The following is a 19,328-nucleotide window of genomic DNA, read 5'->3' on the forward strand; positions in this document are numbered from 1 at the left end:
GCGCGGTCGCCGCCCTCCGGCACACCGCCTCGCTCGACGCGCCCGGTTCCACCCCCGCCAGCGCCGCCGCCACGGCGCCCACGTCGTCCTCGTCGTTCCAGAGGTGGAACGCGATCCGCAGCCGTCCGGCCCGCCCCGAGGCGGTGAGTCCTGCGGCGGTGAGCGCACGCAGCCCGGTGCCGTCGGCGTCCGGGAAGGTGATGATCGCCTGCCCACCCGAACGCTGCCCCTGCCGAGGCGCCCCCAGCGCGTCACAGAGCCGGTCTGCGAGACCGGTGGCGTGCCTCCAGGTCGAGTGCGCGTCGAGCGAGGCGGTGTGCCGGAGGGCGGCGACCGCGCCGGGCCACGCCGGCCAGGCCGGCGAGACGTCGAAACGGCGGGCGTCGTCGGCCAGCCGCATGGCGGGCCCGTAGCAGGAGGACCAGACGTCCTGCCCCGCGTACCACCCGGCCTGCACGGGCCGCAGTCGGCCGAGCGCGGTGTCGGAGAGCGTCATGAAGGCGACCCCGCGGGGTGCGCAGAGCCACTTGTAGGCATGGGTGATGGTGACGTCGAAGGGGGCGGCGGACACGGGGAGGACGCCGGCGGCCTGCGTGAGGTCGCAGAGCGTGAGTGCGCCGACGCGTCGGGCCGCGGCGACGACCGGGTCGGGGTCGGTGACGACACCGGTGGCGGACTGCACGGCGGACCAGGCGACGAGCGCGGTGTCCGGGCCGATCGACGCGGCGAGTTCGACCAGGGGGACGCTCCGGACCCGGACGCCGCGGTGTGCCTGTGCCAGGAAGGGGAAGACGACGGAGCTGAAGTCGCCGTCGGGGACGACCACCTCGGCGCCGTCGGGCAGGGCGTCGGCGACGACGGCGGCCATCACCGAGGTCTGCGATCCGGTCGCGACCCGCGCTGCCGGGACGTCGACCAGGTCCGCGAAGAGCGCGCGCCCCTCCTCGACGAGGGCGCCGTAGTGGGCCGGCGAGGTCTCGGCGCGTGACCAGGCGTCGAGGTCTGCGCGCTGCGCGGCGAGGGTGCCGCGCGACGGGAGGCCGGCGGTGCACGCAGCGAGGTACCCGCGGCCGGCGGGGAACGAGTCCGTGGGGAACGAGTCCATGTCCGACAGGTTCCCTCCACCGGAGCCATCACGCCAGAGCAGGTTCGTTGTGCCACCGGTAACATCGCGTGATGGACGACATCGACCCGCAGCTGCTCCGAGTCCTCCGAGCCGTCGCCGACAGCGGGTCGATCACCCGCGCTGCCGTCGCGCTCGGGTCGAGTCAACCGGCCGTCAGCCAGCTGCTCACCCGGGCGGAACTGCGTCTCGGGCACGCACTCGTCCTGCGCGGTGGACGCGGCGCGACCCTCACGCACGCCGGGCAGGTGCTCGCCGACCACGCCCTGCACGTGCAGGCCGCACTGACCGCCGCCCGCGAGGACCTCGACGCCGTCGGCGGGCTCACCCGTGGGCGCGTGCGGTTGGCCGGGTTCCCGAGTGCCTCGTCCGCACTGGTGCCCGCGGTGCTCGCCCGGATGGCGGTGACGGCTCCCGGCGTGACGACCTCGTACGTCGAGGTCGAACCGCCCGAGGCACTCGATCTGCTGCGCGGTGGCGAGGTCGACGTCGCACTCACCTTCACCTACGACGGCGACGAGGTCGGGGCCGTCCCGGACCCGGGGCTCGTCACCCGTCCGCTCGGGCGTGACCCGCTCGCCCTGGTGACGCCGGTCGCTGCGGACGGTGCCGGCCTGCCGGGAGGCCCGGATCCTGTCCGCCCCGCCGGCTCCACCGCCGTGGACCTCGCGTCCCACCGCGACGCCCGCTGGATCGGCGGGTGTCCGCGGTGCCGCGGCCACCTGCTCGCCTCGTGCGCGACCGCGGGGTTCACGCCGGAGATCGTCCTGGAGACGGACAACGCGGCCGCGGTCGTCGGACTCGTCGCCGCCGGGCTCGGGGTGGCGCTGCTCCCCCGACTGGCGCTCGCGACGACGGTCATCCCCGCGGGGGTGTCGGTCGACCCCGTGGACGACGACCTCGCCCGACGCGTGGAGGTGGTCGTGGCCCGCGGGGCGGAGCGCGTGCCGAGCGTCCGGGCGGCGCTGGAAGCGGTGCGGTCGGCGGGGCACCTCCTCGCCTGACGCGCGACCGACCCCCGTGCCTACGCGGTCGGCGTGTCGACCGCGCCGCCGTAGCGACGATCGCGGCTGGCGTACTCCTCGATCGCACCCCAGAGGTCGGTGCGCCGGAAGTCGGGCCAGAGCCGGTCGAGGAACACCATCTCGGCGTACGCCGACTGCCAGAGCAGGAAGTTGCTGGTCCGCTGCTCGCCCGAGCTCCGGAGGAACAGGTCGACGTCCGGCAACTCGGGCACGTACAACCGCTTCGCCAGGGTCTTCTCGGTGACCTGGCTCGGCTTCAGGCGTCCGGCCGCCACGTCGTCCGCGATCCCGCGCACCGCATCGGCGATCTCGTTCCGGCCGCCGTAGTTGACGCACATCGTCAGGGTCAGGACGTCGTTCGAGGCAGTCATCTCCTCGGCGGTCTGCAGCTCGTCGATGACGCTGCGCCAGAGCTTCGGGGTCCGGCCGGCCCAGCGGACCCGGACACCCCACTCGTGCAGCTGGTCCCGACGGCGGCGGATGACGTCGCGGTTGAAGCCCATCAGGAACCGGACCTCTTCGGGCGAGCGCTTCCAGTTCTCGGTCGAGAACGCGTACGCGGAGACGTGCGTGACGCCGATCTGGATCGCGCCGGCGACGACGTCGAGCAGTGAGGCCTCACCGGCCTTGTGCCCTTCGACCCGGGTGAGTCCGCGCTGGTTCGCCCAGCGGCCGTTGCCGTCCATCACGATCGCCACGTGGCCTGGCACGAAGCGCTTCGGGATCGCCGGGGGCTGCTCGCCCGTCCAGTCGACGGGCAGGAACGGACCCGGTTCGGCGGCGGGACGGCGAGGGCTCATGCGCGGGTTCCTCCGGGGACGGGGTCGTGGTCGTCCGGCGTCGGCACGGCGGGCGCCGGCACCGCTGCGACCGCCGCCGGCACACCACCGGGGTGCGGCGCGAGCGGCGACGGGTGCTCGGTGCGGTCGACGTGCGGCAACGAACGGAGCGATCGTTCCAGGTGCCACTGCGCGTACGCCGCGACCACGCCGGAGGCCCGCGATCTCGTCCGCTCGTCCGTCACGTCGACACTGCCCCAGTCCCCCGCCAGCAGCTGCCCGAGGACGGCGAGCGTCGCCGGGTCCAGACGCGGCGTGCCGGGAGGCGCGGCCGAGTCCGCCACGACCCCGCCGAGCTGCACGACGAACGCCGAGTGCGGTCCGGGCTCCCCGGTGACGGCGCAGTCGCTGAAGGACGGCGCCCACCCGGCGATGCTCATCGCGCGGAGCAGGTACGAGTCGAGAGTGGCACTCGGCTGGTGCTCACCGCGCGACAGCGACCGCAGTGCACCGACGAGCAGCAGGTACTGCTGCAGGCCGGCGTCCGCCTCGCTCAGTCGGTCGGCGGTCTCGACCATCGCGCTCGCGGCGGTGTACGCCCCGTAGTCGGCGACGATGCGGGCGCCGTACGCGCCGAGGGACTCCGCCTGCGTGACGATGTCGAGCGAGCGGCCCTCGTAGAACTGGGCGTCGACGACCATGAACGGTTCGAGGCGCGAGCCGAACTTCGACGCGGTGCGCCGGACGCCCTTCGCGACGGCGCGGATCTTGCCGTGCTCCCGGCTGAGCATCGTGACGATGCGGTCGGCCTCACCGAGCTTGTGGGTGCGCAACACGACGCACTCGTCCCGGTACAGCGGCATGCCCCCAGTATCCCCCGCGCCGCCGACACCCCCGCCCGCTCGCCCGCTCGCCCGCTCGCCCGCTCGCCGAGGTCGCCGAGGTCGCACAACCCGCCGCGTGGTGATCGCCGAGGTCGCGGGAACTGCCGCCGCGACGGCGTCCGGACGGCAGGACGTGCGACCTCGACGCTGGCGGCGACCAGGGAACGGACGGGAGGCGCGGTGCGGGCCCGCACTGCGCCTCCCGTCCCGGGTCGGGTCAGGTCGGGTCAGGCGGAGACGAGCTCCGGCGCGCCCGAGGCGGCACCCGCGCGCACCGCACGGTTCACCGCGGAGACGATCGCCTTGAGCGAGGCCGTCGCGATGTCGGCGTCGATCCCGACGCCCCACAGCCGGACGCCGTCGACGTCGAGCTCGACGTAGGACGCCGCCTGCGCGTCACCCGAGGCGCTCATCGTGTGCTCGGAGTAGTCGTACAGCGTGACCGCGACGCCCTGCTCCTTCATCACCGTGAGGAACGCGTCGATCGGACCGGTGCCGACGGCCTCGGACGTGATCGATCCCTCGTCGACGCGCATCGCGACCGACAGCTTGGTCGTGCCGTCGAAGTCGCTCGACGTGGCGGTCTTCGTGATCTCGTACCGACCCCACTTGTCGTCGTCGACGTGGGCGGGCAGGTACTCGTCGTGGAACAGGTCCCAGATCCGGTCGGAGGTGAACTCGCCGCCCTCGGCGTCGGTGCGCTGCTGCACGACACCGCTGAACTCGATCTGCAGCTTGCGGGGCAGGTCGAGCGCGTGGTCGGTCTTCAGCAGGTACGCGACGCCGCCCTTGCCGGACTGCGAGTTGACGCGGATCACGGCCTCGTACGAACGGCCGATGTCCTTCGGGTCGACCGGCAGGTACGGCACCGCCCAGACGACGTCGTCGACGCCAACACCCTCGGCGGCTGCACGGGCCTCGAGGGCCTCGAGCCCCTTCTTGATGGCGTCCTGGTGCGAGCCGCTGAACGCCGTGTAGACGAGGTCGCCCGCCCACGGCTGGCGCTCCGGCACCGGCAGCTGGTTGCAGTACTCGACCGTGCGCTTGACCTGGTCGATGTCCGAGAAGTCGATCTCCGGGTCGATGCCCTGCGTGAACAGGTTCATGCCCAGGGCGACGAGGTCGACGTTGCCGGTCCGCTCACCGTTGCCGAACAGGCACCCCTCGATGCGGTCGGCACCGGCCATGTACCCCAACTCGGCAGCGGCGACGGCGGTCCCGCGGTCGTTGTGCGGGTGCAGCGACAGGATGACGTCCTCGCGGTGCGCGAGGTTCCGCGACATCCACTCGATCGAGTCGGCGTAGACGTTCGGCGTCGCCATCTCGACGGTCGCGGGCAGGTTGATGATGACCTTGCGCTCGGGCGTCGGCGTGAAGACCTCGAGCACGGCGTTGCAGATCTGCACCGCGACCTCGAGCTCGGTGCCCGTGTAGGACTCCGGCGAGTACTCGTAGTAGACCGTCGTGTCGTGCTGCAGCCGGCCCTCCGCCGCCTTGCACATGTGCGCTCCGGCGACGGCGATGTCGACGACACCCTGCACGTCGGTGCGGAAGACGACCTCGCGCTGCACGATGCTCGTCGAGTTGTAGAGGTGCACGATGGCCTGCTTCGCCCCGTCGATCGCCTCGTACGTGCGGTCGATGAGGTGCTCGCGGGCCTGGGTCAGGACCTGGATCGTGACGTCGTCGGGGATCGCGTCCTCGTCGATCAGGCTGCGGACCAAGTCGAAGTCAGTCTGCGATGCGCTGGGGAACCCGACCTCGATCTCCTTGTAGCCCATGCGCACGAGCAGGTCGAACATCGCCCGCTTGCGATCGGCGTCCATCGGGTCGATGAGCGCCTGGTTGCCGTCACGCAGGTCGACGGCGCACCAGCGCGGCGCACGGTCGATCTGCTTGGTCGGCCAGGTGCGGTCGGGCAGGTCGACGGTGATCTGCTCGGAGAAGGGGACGTACTTGTGGATCGGCATCCCGGAGGGGCGCTGTGCGTTCTGCATCGGTTCGCTTTCGTCGGTGTGGTTGCGGTGCGGCCACGACGGACTCCGCGACGAGGTGGGCCGGTTGTCAGGCCTCGTCGCGGCGACGAAGGAGGAGGAGTGCCGAGTACATCGGGTTCACGGTAGCACCGTGGGCCCCGGGTGGCGCACAGTGTGACGGGAGCACGGACGGACGGGAGGCGCGGTGCCGGCTGGCACCGCGCCTCCCGTCCGTCCGTCCCTCCCGTCCTTCCCGTCCTTCCCGTCCCTCCCGTCTCTCCCGTCGTCACCGACCGCGACCGCGTCAGTCCACCGCGAGCGCTTCCGTCGGCGGGACGCGCATCGCGCGACGCACGGGCGCGACCGTCGCGACGACCGCGAGGACCAGGGCTCCGACGACCACGATCGCGATCGTCAGCGGCGGCAGGACCGGCGTGACCACCGAGCCCAGGATCCCGAGCAGCGTCTGCCCGCCCAGCCAGCCGTAGAACGTGCCGAGCACGAGTCCGGTGACCACGGCGGCGACGACCATCTGGACGGCCTCGGTGACGATCATCCGGCGGACCTGCGCCCCGGTCAGACCGAGGACGCGCAGCAGTCCGAGTTCCCGGCGGCGCTGCAGGACGCCGAGGGCGAGCGCGTTGACGACCCCGACGGCGGCGATCACGGCGGAGAAGCCGACCACGACGCTGACCACGGCGTTGAGCTGTGCGAAGAAGGTGCGCTGCTGCTCGAGCATGGCGGGCGTGATGCCGCTCTGCCCCGAGAGGGTGGACTCGGTGACGTGCTGCATGATCCCGAGCGCGACCGCGAAGGTGACGAGCAGGGTCACGCCGATGACGAGGCCGATCGTGGCACGTGCGGACCGCGCCGGCGCGCGCATCGCGTTGCGCCCCGCGAGCAGGACGACCGGGTCGGCGGACCCGACGCGCCCGATGGCCTGCAGGACCGGCGGCATCACGATCGTGGCGCCGATGGAGACCCCGGCGAAGGACACGAACCCGCCGAGCGCTGCCGGGAAGACGGCGACCGGCGTGGTGCCGCTGAGCGCCAGCCCGAGCAGCGCGAGCAGCGCTCCCCCGGACATCAGGATGACCGCCCAGACCTTGCGCGCGGTGCCGGACCGGACGTCCTCGTGGCTGACCTCGACGCTCGAGGAGAGCGCCTGCAGCGGGGTCACCGTGAGCACGCGTCGCGAACCCGCTGCGAACGCACCCCAGGTGGCGAGGACGACAGCGACGACCGGCAGCACGAGCTCCCAGGGCAGCAGGGTGTACGAGCGATCGGGCAGGAACCCGTTCCCGCGGAGCACGGCGACGAACACCGCCGAGAGCCCGGTGCCGACCACCGCGCCGATGACGCCGCCGAGCAGGCCGACGACGAGCCCGGTCCGCGTGATCCGTGCCCGGAGCGAGGCACCGGTCGCGCCGACGAGCCGCTGCAGGGCGATCACGCGGGTCTGGCCGGCGATGAGCGTCGCACAGGTGTTGGCGGTGACGATCGCACCGACGTACAGGGCGATGCCGAGGAACAGCCAGCCGATCACCGAGAGGACCGACTTGACCGATCGGAGGTCGTCGAGCCCCGTGGCGGCCATCGCCTCGGCGACGATGCCCGGGGCGATGACGAGCGCGGACCCGAAGGTCGTGCCGAGTGCTGCGACGAGGATCGTCGGCGCGAACTGCCGGACGCCGTTCACGGTGCCGTTCACGCTGCCGCCTCCATGCCGAGCATCGTGGCGGAGATCTCGGCGGCACCCATGCGTGGCCGGTCGTCGACGACGCGGCCGTCGGCGAGGAACAGGATCCGGTCGGCGTTGGCGGCGGCGACGGGGTCGTGCGTCACCATCACGACGCTCTGGCCCCACTCCTCGACGGCGCCGCGGAGGATGGCGAGCACGTCGCGTCCGGTGCGGGAGTCGAGTGCACCGGTCGGTTCGTCGGCGACGACGACGGCCGGGCGCGAGGCGAGCGCCCGAGCGATCGCGACCCGCTGCTGCTGTCCGCCGGACAGCTCGTGCGGGCGGTGCGTGAGCCGGTTGCCGAGCCCGAGCATCTCGACCAGACGGTCGATCCACGCCGACTCCTCGCGGTCCGGCTTGTGCCCGCCGAGCAGGAACGGCAGCCGGATGTTCTCGCTGACGTCGAGCGTCGGGACGAGGTTGAACGACTGGAACACGAAGCCGAGCCGACGGCGACGGAGTTCGGTGAGCTCGCGGTCGCCGAGGCCGGTGATGTCGGTCCCGTCGATCGTGATGTGACCGGCGGACACCTGGTCGAGACCGGCGGCGACGTGCATGAGCGTCGACTTGCCGGAACCGGAGGGGCCCATCACGGCGGTGAACTCGCCGGCGCCGATGTCGACGCTGACGTCGTCGAGGGCGGTCACCCGGCGCGCGGCGTCGCCGTAGTGCTTGGACACGTGGTCGAGACGGATGATCGGGTCGTGGCTGGTCATGACCCCACGATCGCGTCCGGGAGGCCCGTACCGCGTCCGTCGACCGGCGCGCGTCCGTCATCCCATCGGTGCGGATCCGCGGCCGATCTCCCTCTGGCGGATGATGTCTCAGTCGCCCCTGGTGACGAGGCCGTGCTCGTGCGCGAACACGACGAGCCGCACCCGGTCGCGCAGCTCGAGCTTCGTGAGGACCCGCGAGATGTGGGTCTTCACGGTCGCTTCGCTGACGTACTCGTGGGCCGCGATCTCGGCGTTGCTGAGCCCCCGCGCTGCGAGGTCGAAGATCTCGCGCTCTCGCGGGGTCAGGCCGGCGAAGGCCGGGGGCACCGTCGACCGCAGGTCGGCCGGGTCCTCGTACCGGCGGAGCAGCTCGCGGGTCGCGGAGGCGGCGAACACCGTCGTGCCGGCATGCACGGTCCGGATCGCCGCGAGCAGGAACTCCGGGTCGGCGTCCTTGAGCACGAAGCCGCTCGCCCCGGCACGGATGGCCTTCGCGGCCGCCTCGTCGAAGTCGAACGTGGTGAGGACGAGCACCTTCGCGTCGGAGCCGCTCGAGACGATGTCTGCGGTGGCGCTGATGCCGTCCTTCACGGGCATCCGGATGTCCATGAGCACGACGTCCGGGCGGTTCCGGCGGACGAGCTCGATGCCCTCGGCGCCGTCGCCGGCCTCTCCCACGAACTGCAGGTCCGGCTGGGAGCTGATCAGCATCCGGATGCCGGTGCGGAACAGCGCCTGGTCGTCGACCAGGGCGACGCGGATGCGCGCCGCGTCGGGAGTGCTCGTGTTCGTGCTCATGTCGGTCATCGCCTGCTCGTCGTCATCGGGTCGGGATCGTGTTCCGGGGCATCTGCCCGGTCGACGGCTGGGCGGGCATCCGGACCGCCACTGCGAAGTCGTCGCCCCGGGGTCCGGCCGTCATGCTCCCGCCGGACATCGTGGCACGCTCGCGCATCCCCACGAGTCCGTGACCGGTGCCCGGGCCGGGTCGGTCGTCCTCCGAGCGGCGGTTCACCACGTCGATCTCGACGGTGTCCGGGCGGTAGGTCAACCGGGCACGGACGGTCGAGCCGGGAGCCCCGTGCTTGTACGCGTTCGTCAGGCTCTCCTGCACGATCCGGTACACGGCGAGCTGCGTCGTGGTCGGCAGGGTGGACGGGTCGCCCTCACGCTCCACCTGCACCTCGAGCCCCACGTCGCGCATCTGCCCGACGAGCCGCTCGATGTCGTCGACGTCCGGCGTCGGAGCGGTGCCCTGCTCGTGCCGCAGTGCGCCGAGCAGCTCGCGGACGTCCCCGAGCGCGCGTCGGGCGGTCGAGCCGATCGTGTCGAGGGCCTCGTCGGCGACGGCCGGGTCGGCGCGGAGGGCGTACCGGGCACCGTCGGCCTGGGCGATCACGACCGCGAGCGAGTGCGCCACGATGTCGTGCATGTCGCGGGCGATCCGGACGCGCTCCTGCTCGATCGCGACGTTCCGGTCTGCCCGCGCGGCGTCCCGTTCGGCGAGGAGCTGCGCCTCCCGGCTCATCCGCGCAGAGCGGCGGGCCCGGACGGCCAGGCCGGCGAGCCAGGGCAGCAGCAGGACCGCCAGGACGACGACGAACAGCATCGCGCCGTACTGCACGGCCTCGTCCAGGGTCTCCGGGCCACCGACGCCCGGCACGCCGTAGATGCGGAAGCCCATGTAGGTGCCGGCGACGACCGAGCCCACGATCGCGGAGACCAGGCCGGCGATCCGGATGCGCCGGGTGCCGTAGACGCTCGTCGTGTAGAGCACTCCGGAGATGAACAGGTCGGCCATCCCGGCGGTCTGCATCGTTGCCATCTGGACGACGGCACCGACCCAGGCGATCCCGAGGGCGAGCCCCGGCGCGACCCGGCGCAGGGCGAGCGCCAGGGACAGGACCGCGGTCGTGACGAGTGCCGCGACGTCGTCGACCCCCTGCGCCGACAGGATCGCGACGAGCGCGCCGAGCAGGACCGCCGTGCCGATGTCGACGACGAGCTGGGTGCGGAGGACGGGACGGAACACCACTCCACGGTACGGCGCGCGCCTGCCCGGCGCGTCCGACCGTGGGATGACCCGGGTCAGAACCCCAGTCGGCCGAGCTGCTTCGGGTCGCGCTGCCACTCCTTGGCGACCTTCACGCGGATGTTCAGGTAGACGTGGCGACCGAGCAGGCCCTCGATCTCGACACGGGCGCGCGTGCCGACGTCCTTGAGTCGGCTGCCCTTGTGGCCGATGACGATCGACTTCTGGCTGTCCCGCTCGACGAACAGGTTGGCGAAGATGCGCAGGGGGCCGTCCGGGTCGTCGTCGGCGTCGGGCTCGACCATGTCCTCGATGACGACGGCCAACGAGTGCGGCAGCTCGTCACGGACGCCCTCGAGCGCGGCCTCGCGGATGAGCTCGCCGACCCGCTCTTCGTCGGTCTCCTCGGTGACGGCGAGGTCGTCGTACAGCTGCGGTGACTCGGGCAGCAGCGACACGACCTCGTCGAGGAGGTCCTCGAGCTGCAGCCCCTCGGTACCGGAGGTCGGGATGATCGCGTCCCACTCGCGGAGCCGGGACACCGCGAGGAGCTGCTCGGCGATCTTCTCCTTGCCGGAGCGGTCGATCTTCGTGACGATCGCGACCTTCTTCGCCCGGGGGTACTGGTCGAGGGTGTCGTTGATGAATCGGTCGCCCGGCCCGATCGGTTCGTTCGCGGGCACGCAGAACCCGATCACGTCGACGTCGCCGAGCGTGGACTGGACGAGGTCGTTGAGTCGCTCGCCGAGGAGGGTCCGCGGGCGGTGCACACCGGGGGTGTCGACCACGATGACCTGCCCGTGCGGACGGTGGACGATGCCGCGGATGGCCCGCCGGGTGGTCTGCGGCTTCGACGAGGTGATCGCGACCTTCTGGCCGACCAGGGCGTTGGTCAGCGTCGACTTGCCGACGTTCGGGCGACCGACGAAGGAGACGAAGCCCGCGCGGTAGGGGGTCGTCGCCTCGGGCGCGGTGTCGGGTCCGGAGTCGGTCATGTGGTTCGTGTTCCCGTCGTGGAGTGGTCGGAGTCGCCGAAGGCCTGCTCGGCGGACGCGAGGTCGGCGGTCCGTTCGGCGACCACGGTGATGAGGTGTCGGCGCTTGCCCTCGACGCGGTCCGCGGTGAGCAGGACCCCGGACACCGTGACGGCGTCCCCGGCGGAGGGCAGGTGCCCGAGCTCCTTCGTGAGCAGGCCACCGGCGGTGTCGACGTCGTCGTCGTCGAGTTCGATTCCGAACAGGTCACCGAGCTCGTCGATGGGCAGTCGAGCCGAGATGCGCCAACGCCCCGGTTCGATCTCCGCGCGGTCGACAACGGCACGGTCGTACTCGTCCGAGATGTCACCGACGAGTTCCTCGATGAGGTCCTCCATCGTGACGAGGCCCGCGACGCCGCCGTACTCGTCGACCACGAGCACCAGGTGGTTCTTCGCGAGCTGCATGTGCCGCAGGGTCTCGTCGGCGGGCTTCGACTCCGGCAGGAACTCGGCCGGCCGGAGCATCGTGCGGACCGGGCGGACACCGACCTCGGGGCGCTCGTAGAGGCCCCGGGCCACGTCGCGCAGGTACGCCACCCCGAGCACGTCGTCGCTGTCCCGACCGATGACCGGCATGCGGGACACGCCGGTGGCCAGGAACTGCTCCATGACCGCCGCGATCGTGTCGGCGGCGTCCGCGGTGACCATGTCGGTCCGGGGCACCATGACCTCGCGCACCAGGGTGTCACTGAACGCGAAGACCGAGTGGATGAGTTCGCGGTCGTCCGCCTCGAGCACGTTGCTCTCGGTGGCTTCGTCGACCAGCGAGAGCAGCTGCTCCTCACTCGAGACGCTGGACGCACTGCGGACGCGGCCCGGGGTGACCCGGTCACCGATCGCGACGAGGAGGCCGGCGAGCGGCCCGAGCACGATGCGGACCCCGCGGACCAACCCGCCGGTGGCGGCGATGATGCCCTCGGCATGGGCGCGTCCGACGCTGCGCGGGCTGGACCCGACGAGCACGAACGACACCGCGGTCATCACGGCCGCGGACACGATCAGGGCGACCCACCACGTGTCGAACACCGTCACGAGGGCGATCGTCACGAGCACCGCGGCGGCCGTCTCGGCGAGCACCCGGAAGAAGTTCAGCGCGTTGACGTGCGCACCCGGGTCGTCCGCCAGGGCCTCGATCGCACGGCGGCGCTTGCTGCCGCGGGCGATCTCCTCGAGGTCGGCGCGCGAGAGGACCGACAGCGCAGAGTCGGCGGCCGCGAGCAGTCCGCCGAGGACCACCAGCAGGAACGCCACCGCGAGCAGTCCGGCGACGAGCAGCACTGCGGTCACCGCCCCCGACGCGCTGCGGCGAAGGCGGTCAGGATCTCGCCCTGCAGACCGAACATCTCGGCCTTCTCCTCCGGCTCCGCGTGGTCGAAGCCGAGCAGGTGCAGGATGCCGTGGCAGGTCAGCAGCAGGATCTCGTCGAGCGTCGAGTGGCCGGCGGTCTTCGCCTGCTCCTCGGCGACCTGCGGGCAGACCACGATGTCGCCGAGGAGCCCGGCGGGCGTCGGCTCGTCCTCGGTCCCCGGACGGAGTTCGTCCATCGGGAAGCTCAGGACGTCGGTCGGGCCGGGCTCGTCCATCCACCGGATGTGCAGCTGCTCCATCGCGCCCTCGTCGACGAAGACGATCGCGAGTTCGGCGTCCGCGTGCACGTGCATGGCGTCGAGTGCGAACGCGGCGAGGCGCTGCACGACGTCCTCGTCCACCGCCACACCGGACTCGTTGTTGAGCTCGATGCTCACCGGGTGCCTCCTCGGCGGTCGTCCTGCTGGTGGGGGCGTTTCGCGGCCTGCTCGACGAGTCGTTCCTCGTCGTAGACGGTGTAGGCGTCGACGATCCGGCCGACCAGGGTGTGGCGTACCACGTCCTCGCTGCCGAGGCGGGCGAAGTGGATGTCGTCGACGTCCTGCAGGATCCGGGTCACCAGGCGCAGGCCGGAGACGTTGCCCGGCAGGTCGACCTGGGTGATGTCCCCCGTGATCACCATCTTCGAACCGAAGCCCAGACGCGTCAGGAACATCTTCATCTGCTCGGGAGTGGTGTTCTGCGCCTCGTCGAGGACGACGAACGAGTCGTTGAGCGTCCGGCCGCGCATGTAGGCGAGCGGGGCGACCTCGACCGTGCCGGCGGCCAGGAGCTTCGGGACCAGCTCGGGGTCCATCATCTCGTTGAGCGCGTCGTACAGCGGGCGGAGGTACGGGTCGATCTTGTCGGTGAGCGTGCCGGGGAGGAACCCGAGCCGCTCGCCGGCCTCGACCGCGGGACGGGTGAGGATGATGCGCGAGACCTCGCGTCGCTGCAGGGCCTGGACGGCCTTCGCCATCGCCAGGTAGGTCTTGCCGGTACCGGCCGGGCCGATGCCGAACGTGATCGTGTTCTCGTCGATGGCGTCGACGTACGCACGCTGCCCGTCGGTCTTCGGGCGCACCGACTTGCCGCGGCTCGAGACGATCGGGGTGCCGAACACGTTGGACGGGCTGCGCTCTTCGTCGATGATGCGCGCCGAGGTCGGGATGTCCGACTGCCCGATGTCCTGCCCGCGCCGGACCATGCCGACGAGCTCGTCGACCAGGGCCCGGGCACGCGTGACGTCGCGCTCGGGTCCGGACAGCGTGACCTGGTTGCCGCGCACCAGGACGCGGACGGACGGGTACTGGCGTTCGACGGTCTTCAGCAGGCGGTCCTGCGGGCCGAGCAACTGCACCATGGCGATGCCGTCGACGGTGAGTTCGGAGGTCGAGACGGAGTCCGGCTCGGTGGTGGCTGGTTCGTCAGCTGGCAAGGGTGCCTTCCTGCAGGTCTCCTGCGAGTACGTGCGCGTGCACGTGGAACACGGTCTGGCCGGCGGCTTCGCCGGTGTTGAACACGAGTCGGAACTGGCCGCCGGCGCGTTCGTCGGCGATGCGCTGCGCTGTCGTGACGACGTGCGCGAGCAGGTCGGGGTCGGCGGCCGCGAGCTCGCCCACGTTCGCGTACGCCTGGGTCTTCGGGACGACGAGCACGTGCACGGGGGCCTTGGGCGCATTGTCCTCGAAGGCGATGACACGGTCGTCCTCGGCGACGATGGTCGCCGGGATCTCGCGCGTGACGATCTTCGTGAAGACGCTGGGCTCGGTGCTGGTCATGGGCACCATCGTAGAACGCGCGACCGACGCCGCGCCTTCCCGATGTCTCCGGTGCTCCGATCCACGCCGGACGGAGTCACCAGCGTCCGAGCCGCGACTGCAGGACGGCCAGGGCCGCCGGTCCGGCGGTGGAGGTCCGCAGCACGGTGTCGCCGAGTCGCACCCGCACCGCGCCGGCCGATTCGAGACGCTCGAGCTCCGACGGCTCGATCCCACCCTCCGGCCCGACGACCAGGGCGATCTCGTCGACGTCGGTCGGCGGCTCCCAGGCGGCGAGCCGCACCGAGGCGGTCGGTTCGAGCAGGACCAGCTGCCGGCGGGCCTCCTGGCCGTCCGCCGGTGCTGCCGCTCCCGCGCCGCCCGCGAGCTGCGCCGTCGTCACCGGCGCCACCACGTCGGGGACACGCGAGCGCACCGCCTGTTTCGCTGCCTCGTGCGCGATGGCCGCCCACCGGGCACGGCCCTTCTCGACCTTCGGGCCGTCCCAGCGCGAGACGCTGCGCGCGGCTGCCCACGGCACGACCCGGTCGACACCGATCTCGGTCGCGGCCTGCACGGCCATCTCGTCACGGCCGCCCTTGGCGAGCGCCTGCACGAGGGTCAGGGACGGACGCGGAGCCGGTTCGACGCCGACGGTCGCGACGGCGAGCAGGAGCGAGTCCCTGCCGACCGAGGCGACCGTACCGGCGACCACGGTGCCGCGTCCGTCCGAGATCCTGAGCTCCTCCCCGACCCGGACACGCGAGACCGTCACGGCATGGCGCCCCTCGGCGCCCTCGAGCGACACCTGGCCGCCCACCGCAACGCCGTCGAGCGTGTCGACGAGGTAGAGCGAGGCCATCAGAAGTTGAAGAACCGGTCGCGGAGCTTCCCGAACATGCCCTGCTGGAAGCGGGACAGCTGCGGGGCACCGGCCTTGTGGGACTTCGCGAGCTGTTCGACCAGCTGCCGCTCCTTGTGCGAGAGCTTGCTCGGGGTGACGACCTGGATGCCGACTTTGAGGTCACCGCGGCCCGAGCCGCGGAGCTTCGTGACGCCGCGGTCCTTGATGACCAGGACGTCGGCGCTCTGCACGCCCGGACGGAGCTCGAGCTCGACCGGACCGTCCAGGCCGTCGATCGTGGTCGTCGCACCGAGGATGGCGTCGGTCATCGGGACCTCGAGCGTCGCGAGGAGGTCGTCTCCGTCACGGCTGAAGACGTCGTGGTGGCGGACGCGGACCTCGAGGTACAGGTCACCGGCGGGTCCACCGGCCGGGCCGACCTCGCCCTGGCCGGGCATCTGCAGGCGGAGGCCCGAGTCGACGCCGGCGGGCACGTCCACCGGAACGGTGCGACGGGCCCGGACGCGGCCCTGACCCTGACAGGTGGGGCACGGGTTCGGTATGACCGTGCCGTAGCCGCGGCAGGTGCCACACGGAGCGCTGGTCACGACGTTGCCGAGGAGCGAGCGGACCTGGCGCTGGATGTGGCCGGTCCCGCCGCAGATGTCGCACGTCTGCGGGCTCGTGCCGGGCGCGCAGCAGGAACCGCCGCACGTGTCGCAGAGCACGGCGGTGTCGACCTCGAGGTCCTTGTGCGTGCCGAAGACGACCTCGTCCAGGTCCACCTCGAGCCGGAGCAGGGCGTCGCCGCCGCGCTCGGCACGGCTGCGGGGACCGGTCCCCCGGCCACCACCGCCACCGCCGCCGCCGAAGAAGGCGTCGAAGATGTCGCTGAAACCGCCGGCGCCGGCACCGAACCCGCCGTCCTGTGGGCCGGCGTCGAAGCGACGGCGCTGTTCCGGGTCGCTGAGGACGTCGTACGCGTGGGTGACGTCCTTGAAGCGCTCAGCGGCGTCGGGGCTCGGGTTCACGTCCGGGTGCAGTTCGCGAGCGAGCCGCCGGTACGCCTTCTTGATGTCGGCGTCGGAGGCGTCGCGCGGGACGCCGAGGACGTCGTAGTGGTCTGCCAAGTGTTCCTCAGGGGGTGCGTGGGTGGACGGGGTGGGGGTGTCCGGCGGTCAGTTCTCGCCGAGCAGCCGGGACAGGTAGCGGGCGACCGCGCGGACCGCGGCCATGTTCGTGCCGTAGTCCATCCTGGTCGGACCGAGGACGCCCAGACGGGCGATCTCACCGCGGGCGGCCAGGTAGCCGCCGGCGACGATGCTCGTGGCGTCGAGACCGTACTCGGCGTTCTCACGCCCGATGCTCGCTGCCACGGCGATGTCGTCGACCTGCATCTCGCCGAACAACCGGAGCAGGGTGACCTGTTCCTCGATCGCCTCGAGCACGGGGAAGAGCCCGCCGGAGAAGTCCTGCTCGCTCTTCGCCAGGTTGGCGGCACCCGCCATCAGCAGGCGGTCCTGACGGTTGGCGGCGACCTGCTCGACCAGGCTCGCGACCACGACGCCGGCGAGCGGCTGGACCGCGGGTCGGAGTTGGCCGGGGATCGCACGGAGCGCCTGCGGAGCGTCCTGCAGCAGCAGGCCCACGGTCGCGCCGTTGACGAGGGTGCGGAGTTCGGAGAGCGCGGACTCGTCGAACGGGACGTCCGTCTCGATCACGCGCTGCTCGACCCGGGCGGTGTCGGTGATGAGGACCACCATCAACCGGTTGTCCGCGAGCCGGACGAGTTCGACGTGCTGGACACGCGCGTGGCCCATCGTCGGGTACTGCACGAGCGCGACCTGGTTCGTCAACTGGCTGAGCAGCCGGACGGTGCGGGTGAGGACGTCGTCGAGGTCGTTCGAGGCGCCGAGGAAGGTCTCGATCGCCTGCCGCTGCGCGCCGGAGAGCGGACGCGCGGCCGCCAGGTGGTCGACGAAGACCCGGTACCCCTTGTCCGTCGGCACCCGGCCGGAGGAGGTGTGCGGGGCGGTGATGAGCTGCTCGTCCTCGAGCTGGGCCATGTCGTTGCGGATCGTGGCGGCGCTGACCCCGAAGGCATGGCGCTCGACGATGGTCTTCGAGCCGACGGGTTCGCGCGAGGCGACGTAGTCGCGCACGATCGCCTTGAGGACCTCGAGGCTCCGTTCGCTGACCATCGGTTCCCTCCGCTCGTGTCGACCCGTCCGGCTGGCACTCTCACATGCCGAGTGCTGATCCTACGCCCGACCGCCGACGGGACGGGACTTCCCCACCGGTCGATCGGTACGCTGCGGGCATGAGCGACGGACACGGACCCGGCGGCCCGGGCGACCAGTACCCGGGCGGGAAGCAGCCCGGCGGGCAGTACCCCGGCGGGCAGTACCCGGGTGGGCAGTACGGCGGCGGGCAGCAGCCCGGGCAGCAGTACCCGACCGGTCACCAGCCCCCGCAGCCGATGACCCCCGAGGACCAGCGCCTCTGGGCGACCCTGACGCACGTCGGCGGGATCTTCTCGAACGTCCTGGTGCCGGTCATCGCCTACCTCGTCCTGCGGGACCGCGGCAACTTCGTCCGGGAGCACACCCGGGCGGCACTGAACTTCCACATCACGATGGCCATCGCCTACTTCGCCGGAATCCTGACGTCGGTGCTCGGCATCGGGTTCCTCGTGATCACGGCCACCGGGATCGTGTCGATCGTGTTCGGCATCCTGGCCGCCCTCGCTGCGAACCAGGGGCAGTTCTACCGGTACCCGCTCACGATCGAGTTCATCAAGCAGTAGCGAGCACGGGCAGGCGGGACCGACCGGTCAGTCGAGCAGGTCCCGGACCACGGCGTCGGCGAGCAGCCGTCCCGGCAGGGTCAGTTCCAGCGTCCCGCCGAGCGCTGCCCGGCCGTCCACGAGACCACGGGCGATGAGTCCGGCGACGCGGCCACGGGCCTCCTGGCGGAGCTCGTCGATCCGCAGCTCGCCGCGGACCCGCGCGGCGAGCAGGACCCGCTCGACGTACCGCGTCTCGTCGTCCAGTCGCTCGCGCCCGGCCGCCGGGGACACGTCCTGCAGCACCTTGTTCGCGTAGGCGGCCGGGTGCTTGACGTTCCACCAGCGGGTGCCGGCGACGGCGGAGTGCGCGCCCGGGCCGATGCCCCACCAGTCGTGGCCCTTCCAGTAGGACAGGTTGTGCCGACTGGCGTGTCCGGGGCCGCGCGACCAGTTCGAGACCTCGTACCAGTCGTAGCCCGCGTCACGGAGCACCTGGTCGGCGAGCTCGTACATGTCCGCCGCAAGGTCGTCGTCCGGGGCGGGCAACTCGCCGCGGGACACGGCACGGCCCATCGCGGTCCCGTCCTCGACGATGAGCGAGTAGGCGGACACGTGGTCCGGCGCGCAGGCGATCGCCGCGTCGAGCGAGGTGCGCCAGTCGTCGAGCGACTCCCCCGGCGTCGAGTAGATGAGGTCCAGGCTGACGTCGAGGCCCTGCTGCTTCGCGAGGTCGACGACCACCGGCACCCGCTCGGGGTCGTGCGTGCGGTCGAGGGTCGCCAGCACGTGCGGCACCGCCGACTGCATGCCGTAGCTCATCCGGGTGAACCCGGCGCGCTGCAGCGTCGCGATCGACTCGGCGTCGACGGAGTCCGGGTTGGCCTCGGTCGTGACCTCGGCACCGGGCAGGATCCCCCACGTGTCGTCGATCGCCCGCAGGATCATCGCCAGGTCGGACGCCGGCAGCATCGTCGGGGTGCCGCCGCCGAAGAACACCGTCGAGACCGGCCGCCGCGGGACGCCGGAGCGCTCGAGCACCTGGTCCGCGAACGCGATCTCACGGAGGGCGTGGCCGGCGTAGTCGTCACGCCGGACTCCGCGGAGCTCGGAGGCCGTGTACGTGTTGAAGTCGCAGTACCCACACCGCACCCGGCAGAAGGGCACGTGGACGTAGACGCCGAACGGCACCTGACCCGCTCCGGGTGCCGGTTCGACCAGTCCGTCCGACGGAGCGGGATCGGCGATCGGGAGAGCACTCGGCATGGAGTCCATTGTCC

Annotated in this window: 19 protein-coding genes; 2 read left to right on the forward strand and 17 right to left on the reverse strand. The window is 71.7% G+C overall.

Translation table 11 applies throughout. The annotated features are described in order from the left end of the window. The coding region (locus tag DEJ24_RS05095; protein WP_111077582.1) for an aminotransferase class V-fold PLP-dependent enzyme at nt 1–1,105 on the reverse strand (1,105 nt) is incomplete at its 3' end. Between the two features lie 71 nt (nt 1,106–1,176). Here DEJ24_RS05095 and DEJ24_RS05100 point away from each other — a divergent pair. Beyond that, nucleotides 1,177–2,127, forward strand: a complete 951-nt coding sequence (locus DEJ24_RS05100) for a LysR family transcriptional regulator (RefSeq protein ID WP_111077583.1) — start codon at nt 1,177–1,179, stop codon at nt 2,125–2,127. Nucleotides 2,128–2,147: 20 nt separating this feature from the next. Here DEJ24_RS05100 and DEJ24_RS05105 read toward each other — a convergent pair whose 3' ends face one another. The 15 genes from DEJ24_RS05105 to hrcA form a co-directional block, all read right to left on the reverse strand. Next, a complete protein-coding gene (locus DEJ24_RS05105; protein WP_111077584.1) occupies nt 2,148–2,948 on the reverse strand; it encodes an isoprenyl transferase in 801 nt (266 codons plus the stop codon). Then, nucleotides 2,945–3,790 (reverse strand): DNA repair protein RecO, encoded by an 846-nt coding sequence (recO, locus tag DEJ24_RS05110; RefSeq protein ID WP_111077585.1) that lies wholly within the window; start codon nt 3,788–3,790, stop codon nt 2,945–2,947. Before recO ends, DEJ24_RS05105 begins: the two co-directional genes overlap by 4 nt. 248 nt (nt 3,791–4,038) lie before the next feature. Continuing rightward, nucleotides 4,039–5,808: a 2-isopropylmalate synthase gene (gene leuA / locus DEJ24_RS05115; RefSeq protein ID WP_111077586.1), complete on the reverse strand. Its 1,770-nt coding sequence runs from the start codon at nt 5,806–5,808 to the stop codon at nt 4,039–4,041. 283 nt (nt 5,809–6,091) lie between these two features. After that, nucleotides 6,092–7,498 (reverse strand): ABC transporter permease, encoded by a 1,407-nt coding sequence (locus DEJ24_RS05120; RefSeq protein WP_111077587.1) that lies wholly within the window; start codon nt 7,496–7,498, stop codon nt 6,092–6,094. Then, entirely contained in the window at nt 7,495–8,244 is a 750-nt protein-coding gene (locus tag DEJ24_RS05125; protein WP_111077588.1) for an ABC transporter ATP-binding protein, read from the reverse strand. The genes DEJ24_RS05120 and DEJ24_RS05125 overlap by 4 nt, the downstream gene beginning before the upstream one ends. A gap of 108 nt (nt 8,245–8,352) precedes the next feature. Beyond that, nucleotides 8,353–9,051, reverse strand: coding sequence for a response regulator transcription factor (locus tag DEJ24_RS05130; RefSeq protein WP_258374730.1), 699 nt, complete (start codon nt 9,049–9,051; stop codon nt 8,353–8,355). Between the two features lie 13 nt (nt 9,052–9,064). Then, nucleotides 9,065–10,276: a sensor histidine kinase gene (locus tag DEJ24_RS05135; protein ID WP_146245933.1), complete on the reverse strand. Its 1,212-nt coding sequence runs from the start codon at nt 10,274–10,276 to the stop codon at nt 9,065–9,067. Between the two features lie 56 nt (nt 10,277–10,332). After that, entirely contained in the window at nt 10,333–11,271 is a 939-nt protein-coding gene (gene era / locus DEJ24_RS05140; protein WP_111077590.1) for a GTPase Era, read from the reverse strand. Beyond that, entirely contained in the window at nt 11,268–12,590 is a 1,323-nt protein-coding gene (locus tag DEJ24_RS05145; RefSeq protein ID WP_111077591.1) for a hemolysin family protein, read from the reverse strand. Before DEJ24_RS05145 ends, era begins: the two co-directional genes overlap by 4 nt. A gap of 5 nt (nt 12,591–12,595) precedes the next feature. Beyond that, nucleotides 12,596–13,057 (reverse strand): rRNA maturation RNase YbeY, encoded by a 462-nt coding sequence (gene ybeY, locus DEJ24_RS05150; protein ID WP_110903145.1) that lies wholly within the window; start codon nt 13,055–13,057, stop codon nt 12,596–12,598. Then, the gene (locus tag DEJ24_RS05155; protein WP_375334558.1) at nt 13,054–14,097 is read right to left on the reverse strand and encodes a PhoH family protein; all 1,044 of its coding nucleotides are present in this window, start codon (nt 14,095–14,097) and stop codon (nt 13,054–13,056) included. The genes ybeY and DEJ24_RS05155 overlap by 4 nt, the downstream gene beginning before the upstream one ends. Then, nucleotides 14,087–14,440 (reverse strand): histidine triad nucleotide-binding protein, encoded by a 354-nt coding sequence (locus DEJ24_RS05160; RefSeq protein ID WP_110903144.1) that lies wholly within the window; start codon nt 14,438–14,440, stop codon nt 14,087–14,089. The genes DEJ24_RS05155 and DEJ24_RS05160 overlap by 11 nt, the downstream gene beginning before the upstream one ends. Before the next feature lie 76 nt (nt 14,441–14,516). Further along, complete coding sequence (locus tag DEJ24_RS05165) at nt 14,517–15,281, reverse strand: 16S rRNA (uracil(1498)-N(3))-methyltransferase (RefSeq protein ID WP_111077592.1); 765 nt, start codon at nt 15,279–15,281, stop codon at nt 14,517–14,519. After that, nucleotides 15,281–16,393: a molecular chaperone DnaJ gene (gene dnaJ, locus DEJ24_RS05170; RefSeq protein ID WP_111077593.1), complete on the reverse strand. Its 1,113-nt coding sequence runs from the start codon at nt 16,391–16,393 to the stop codon at nt 15,281–15,283. The genes DEJ24_RS05165 and dnaJ overlap by 1 nt, the downstream gene beginning before the upstream one ends. A gap of 48 nt (nt 16,394–16,441) precedes the next feature. After that, a complete protein-coding gene (gene hrcA, locus DEJ24_RS05175; protein ID WP_111077594.1) occupies nt 16,442–17,464 on the reverse strand; it encodes a heat-inducible transcriptional repressor HrcA in 1,023 nt (340 codons plus the stop codon). A 119-nt stretch (nt 17,465–17,583) separates the two neighbouring features. Here hrcA and DEJ24_RS05180 point away from each other — a divergent pair, with 119 nt between their 5' ends. Then, complete coding sequence (locus DEJ24_RS05180; protein ID WP_258374604.1) at nt 17,584–18,069, forward strand: DUF4870 domain-containing protein; 486 nt, start codon at nt 17,584–17,586, stop codon at nt 18,067–18,069. 27 nt (nt 18,070–18,096) lie between these two features. Here the strand turns inward: DEJ24_RS05180 and hemW are convergent, their stop codons facing one another. Beyond that, nucleotides 18,097–19,314 (reverse strand): radical SAM family heme chaperone HemW, encoded by a 1,218-nt coding sequence (hemW, locus tag DEJ24_RS05185; protein WP_111077733.1) that lies wholly within the window; start codon nt 19,312–19,314, stop codon nt 18,097–18,099. Nucleotides 19,315–19,328 lie beyond the last annotated feature (14 nt).

The sequence above is a fragment of the Curtobacterium sp. MCPF17_001 genome (genome assembly GCF_003234615.1).
Lineage (GTDB): Bacteria > Actinomycetota > Actinomycetes > Actinomycetales > Microbacteriaceae > Curtobacterium.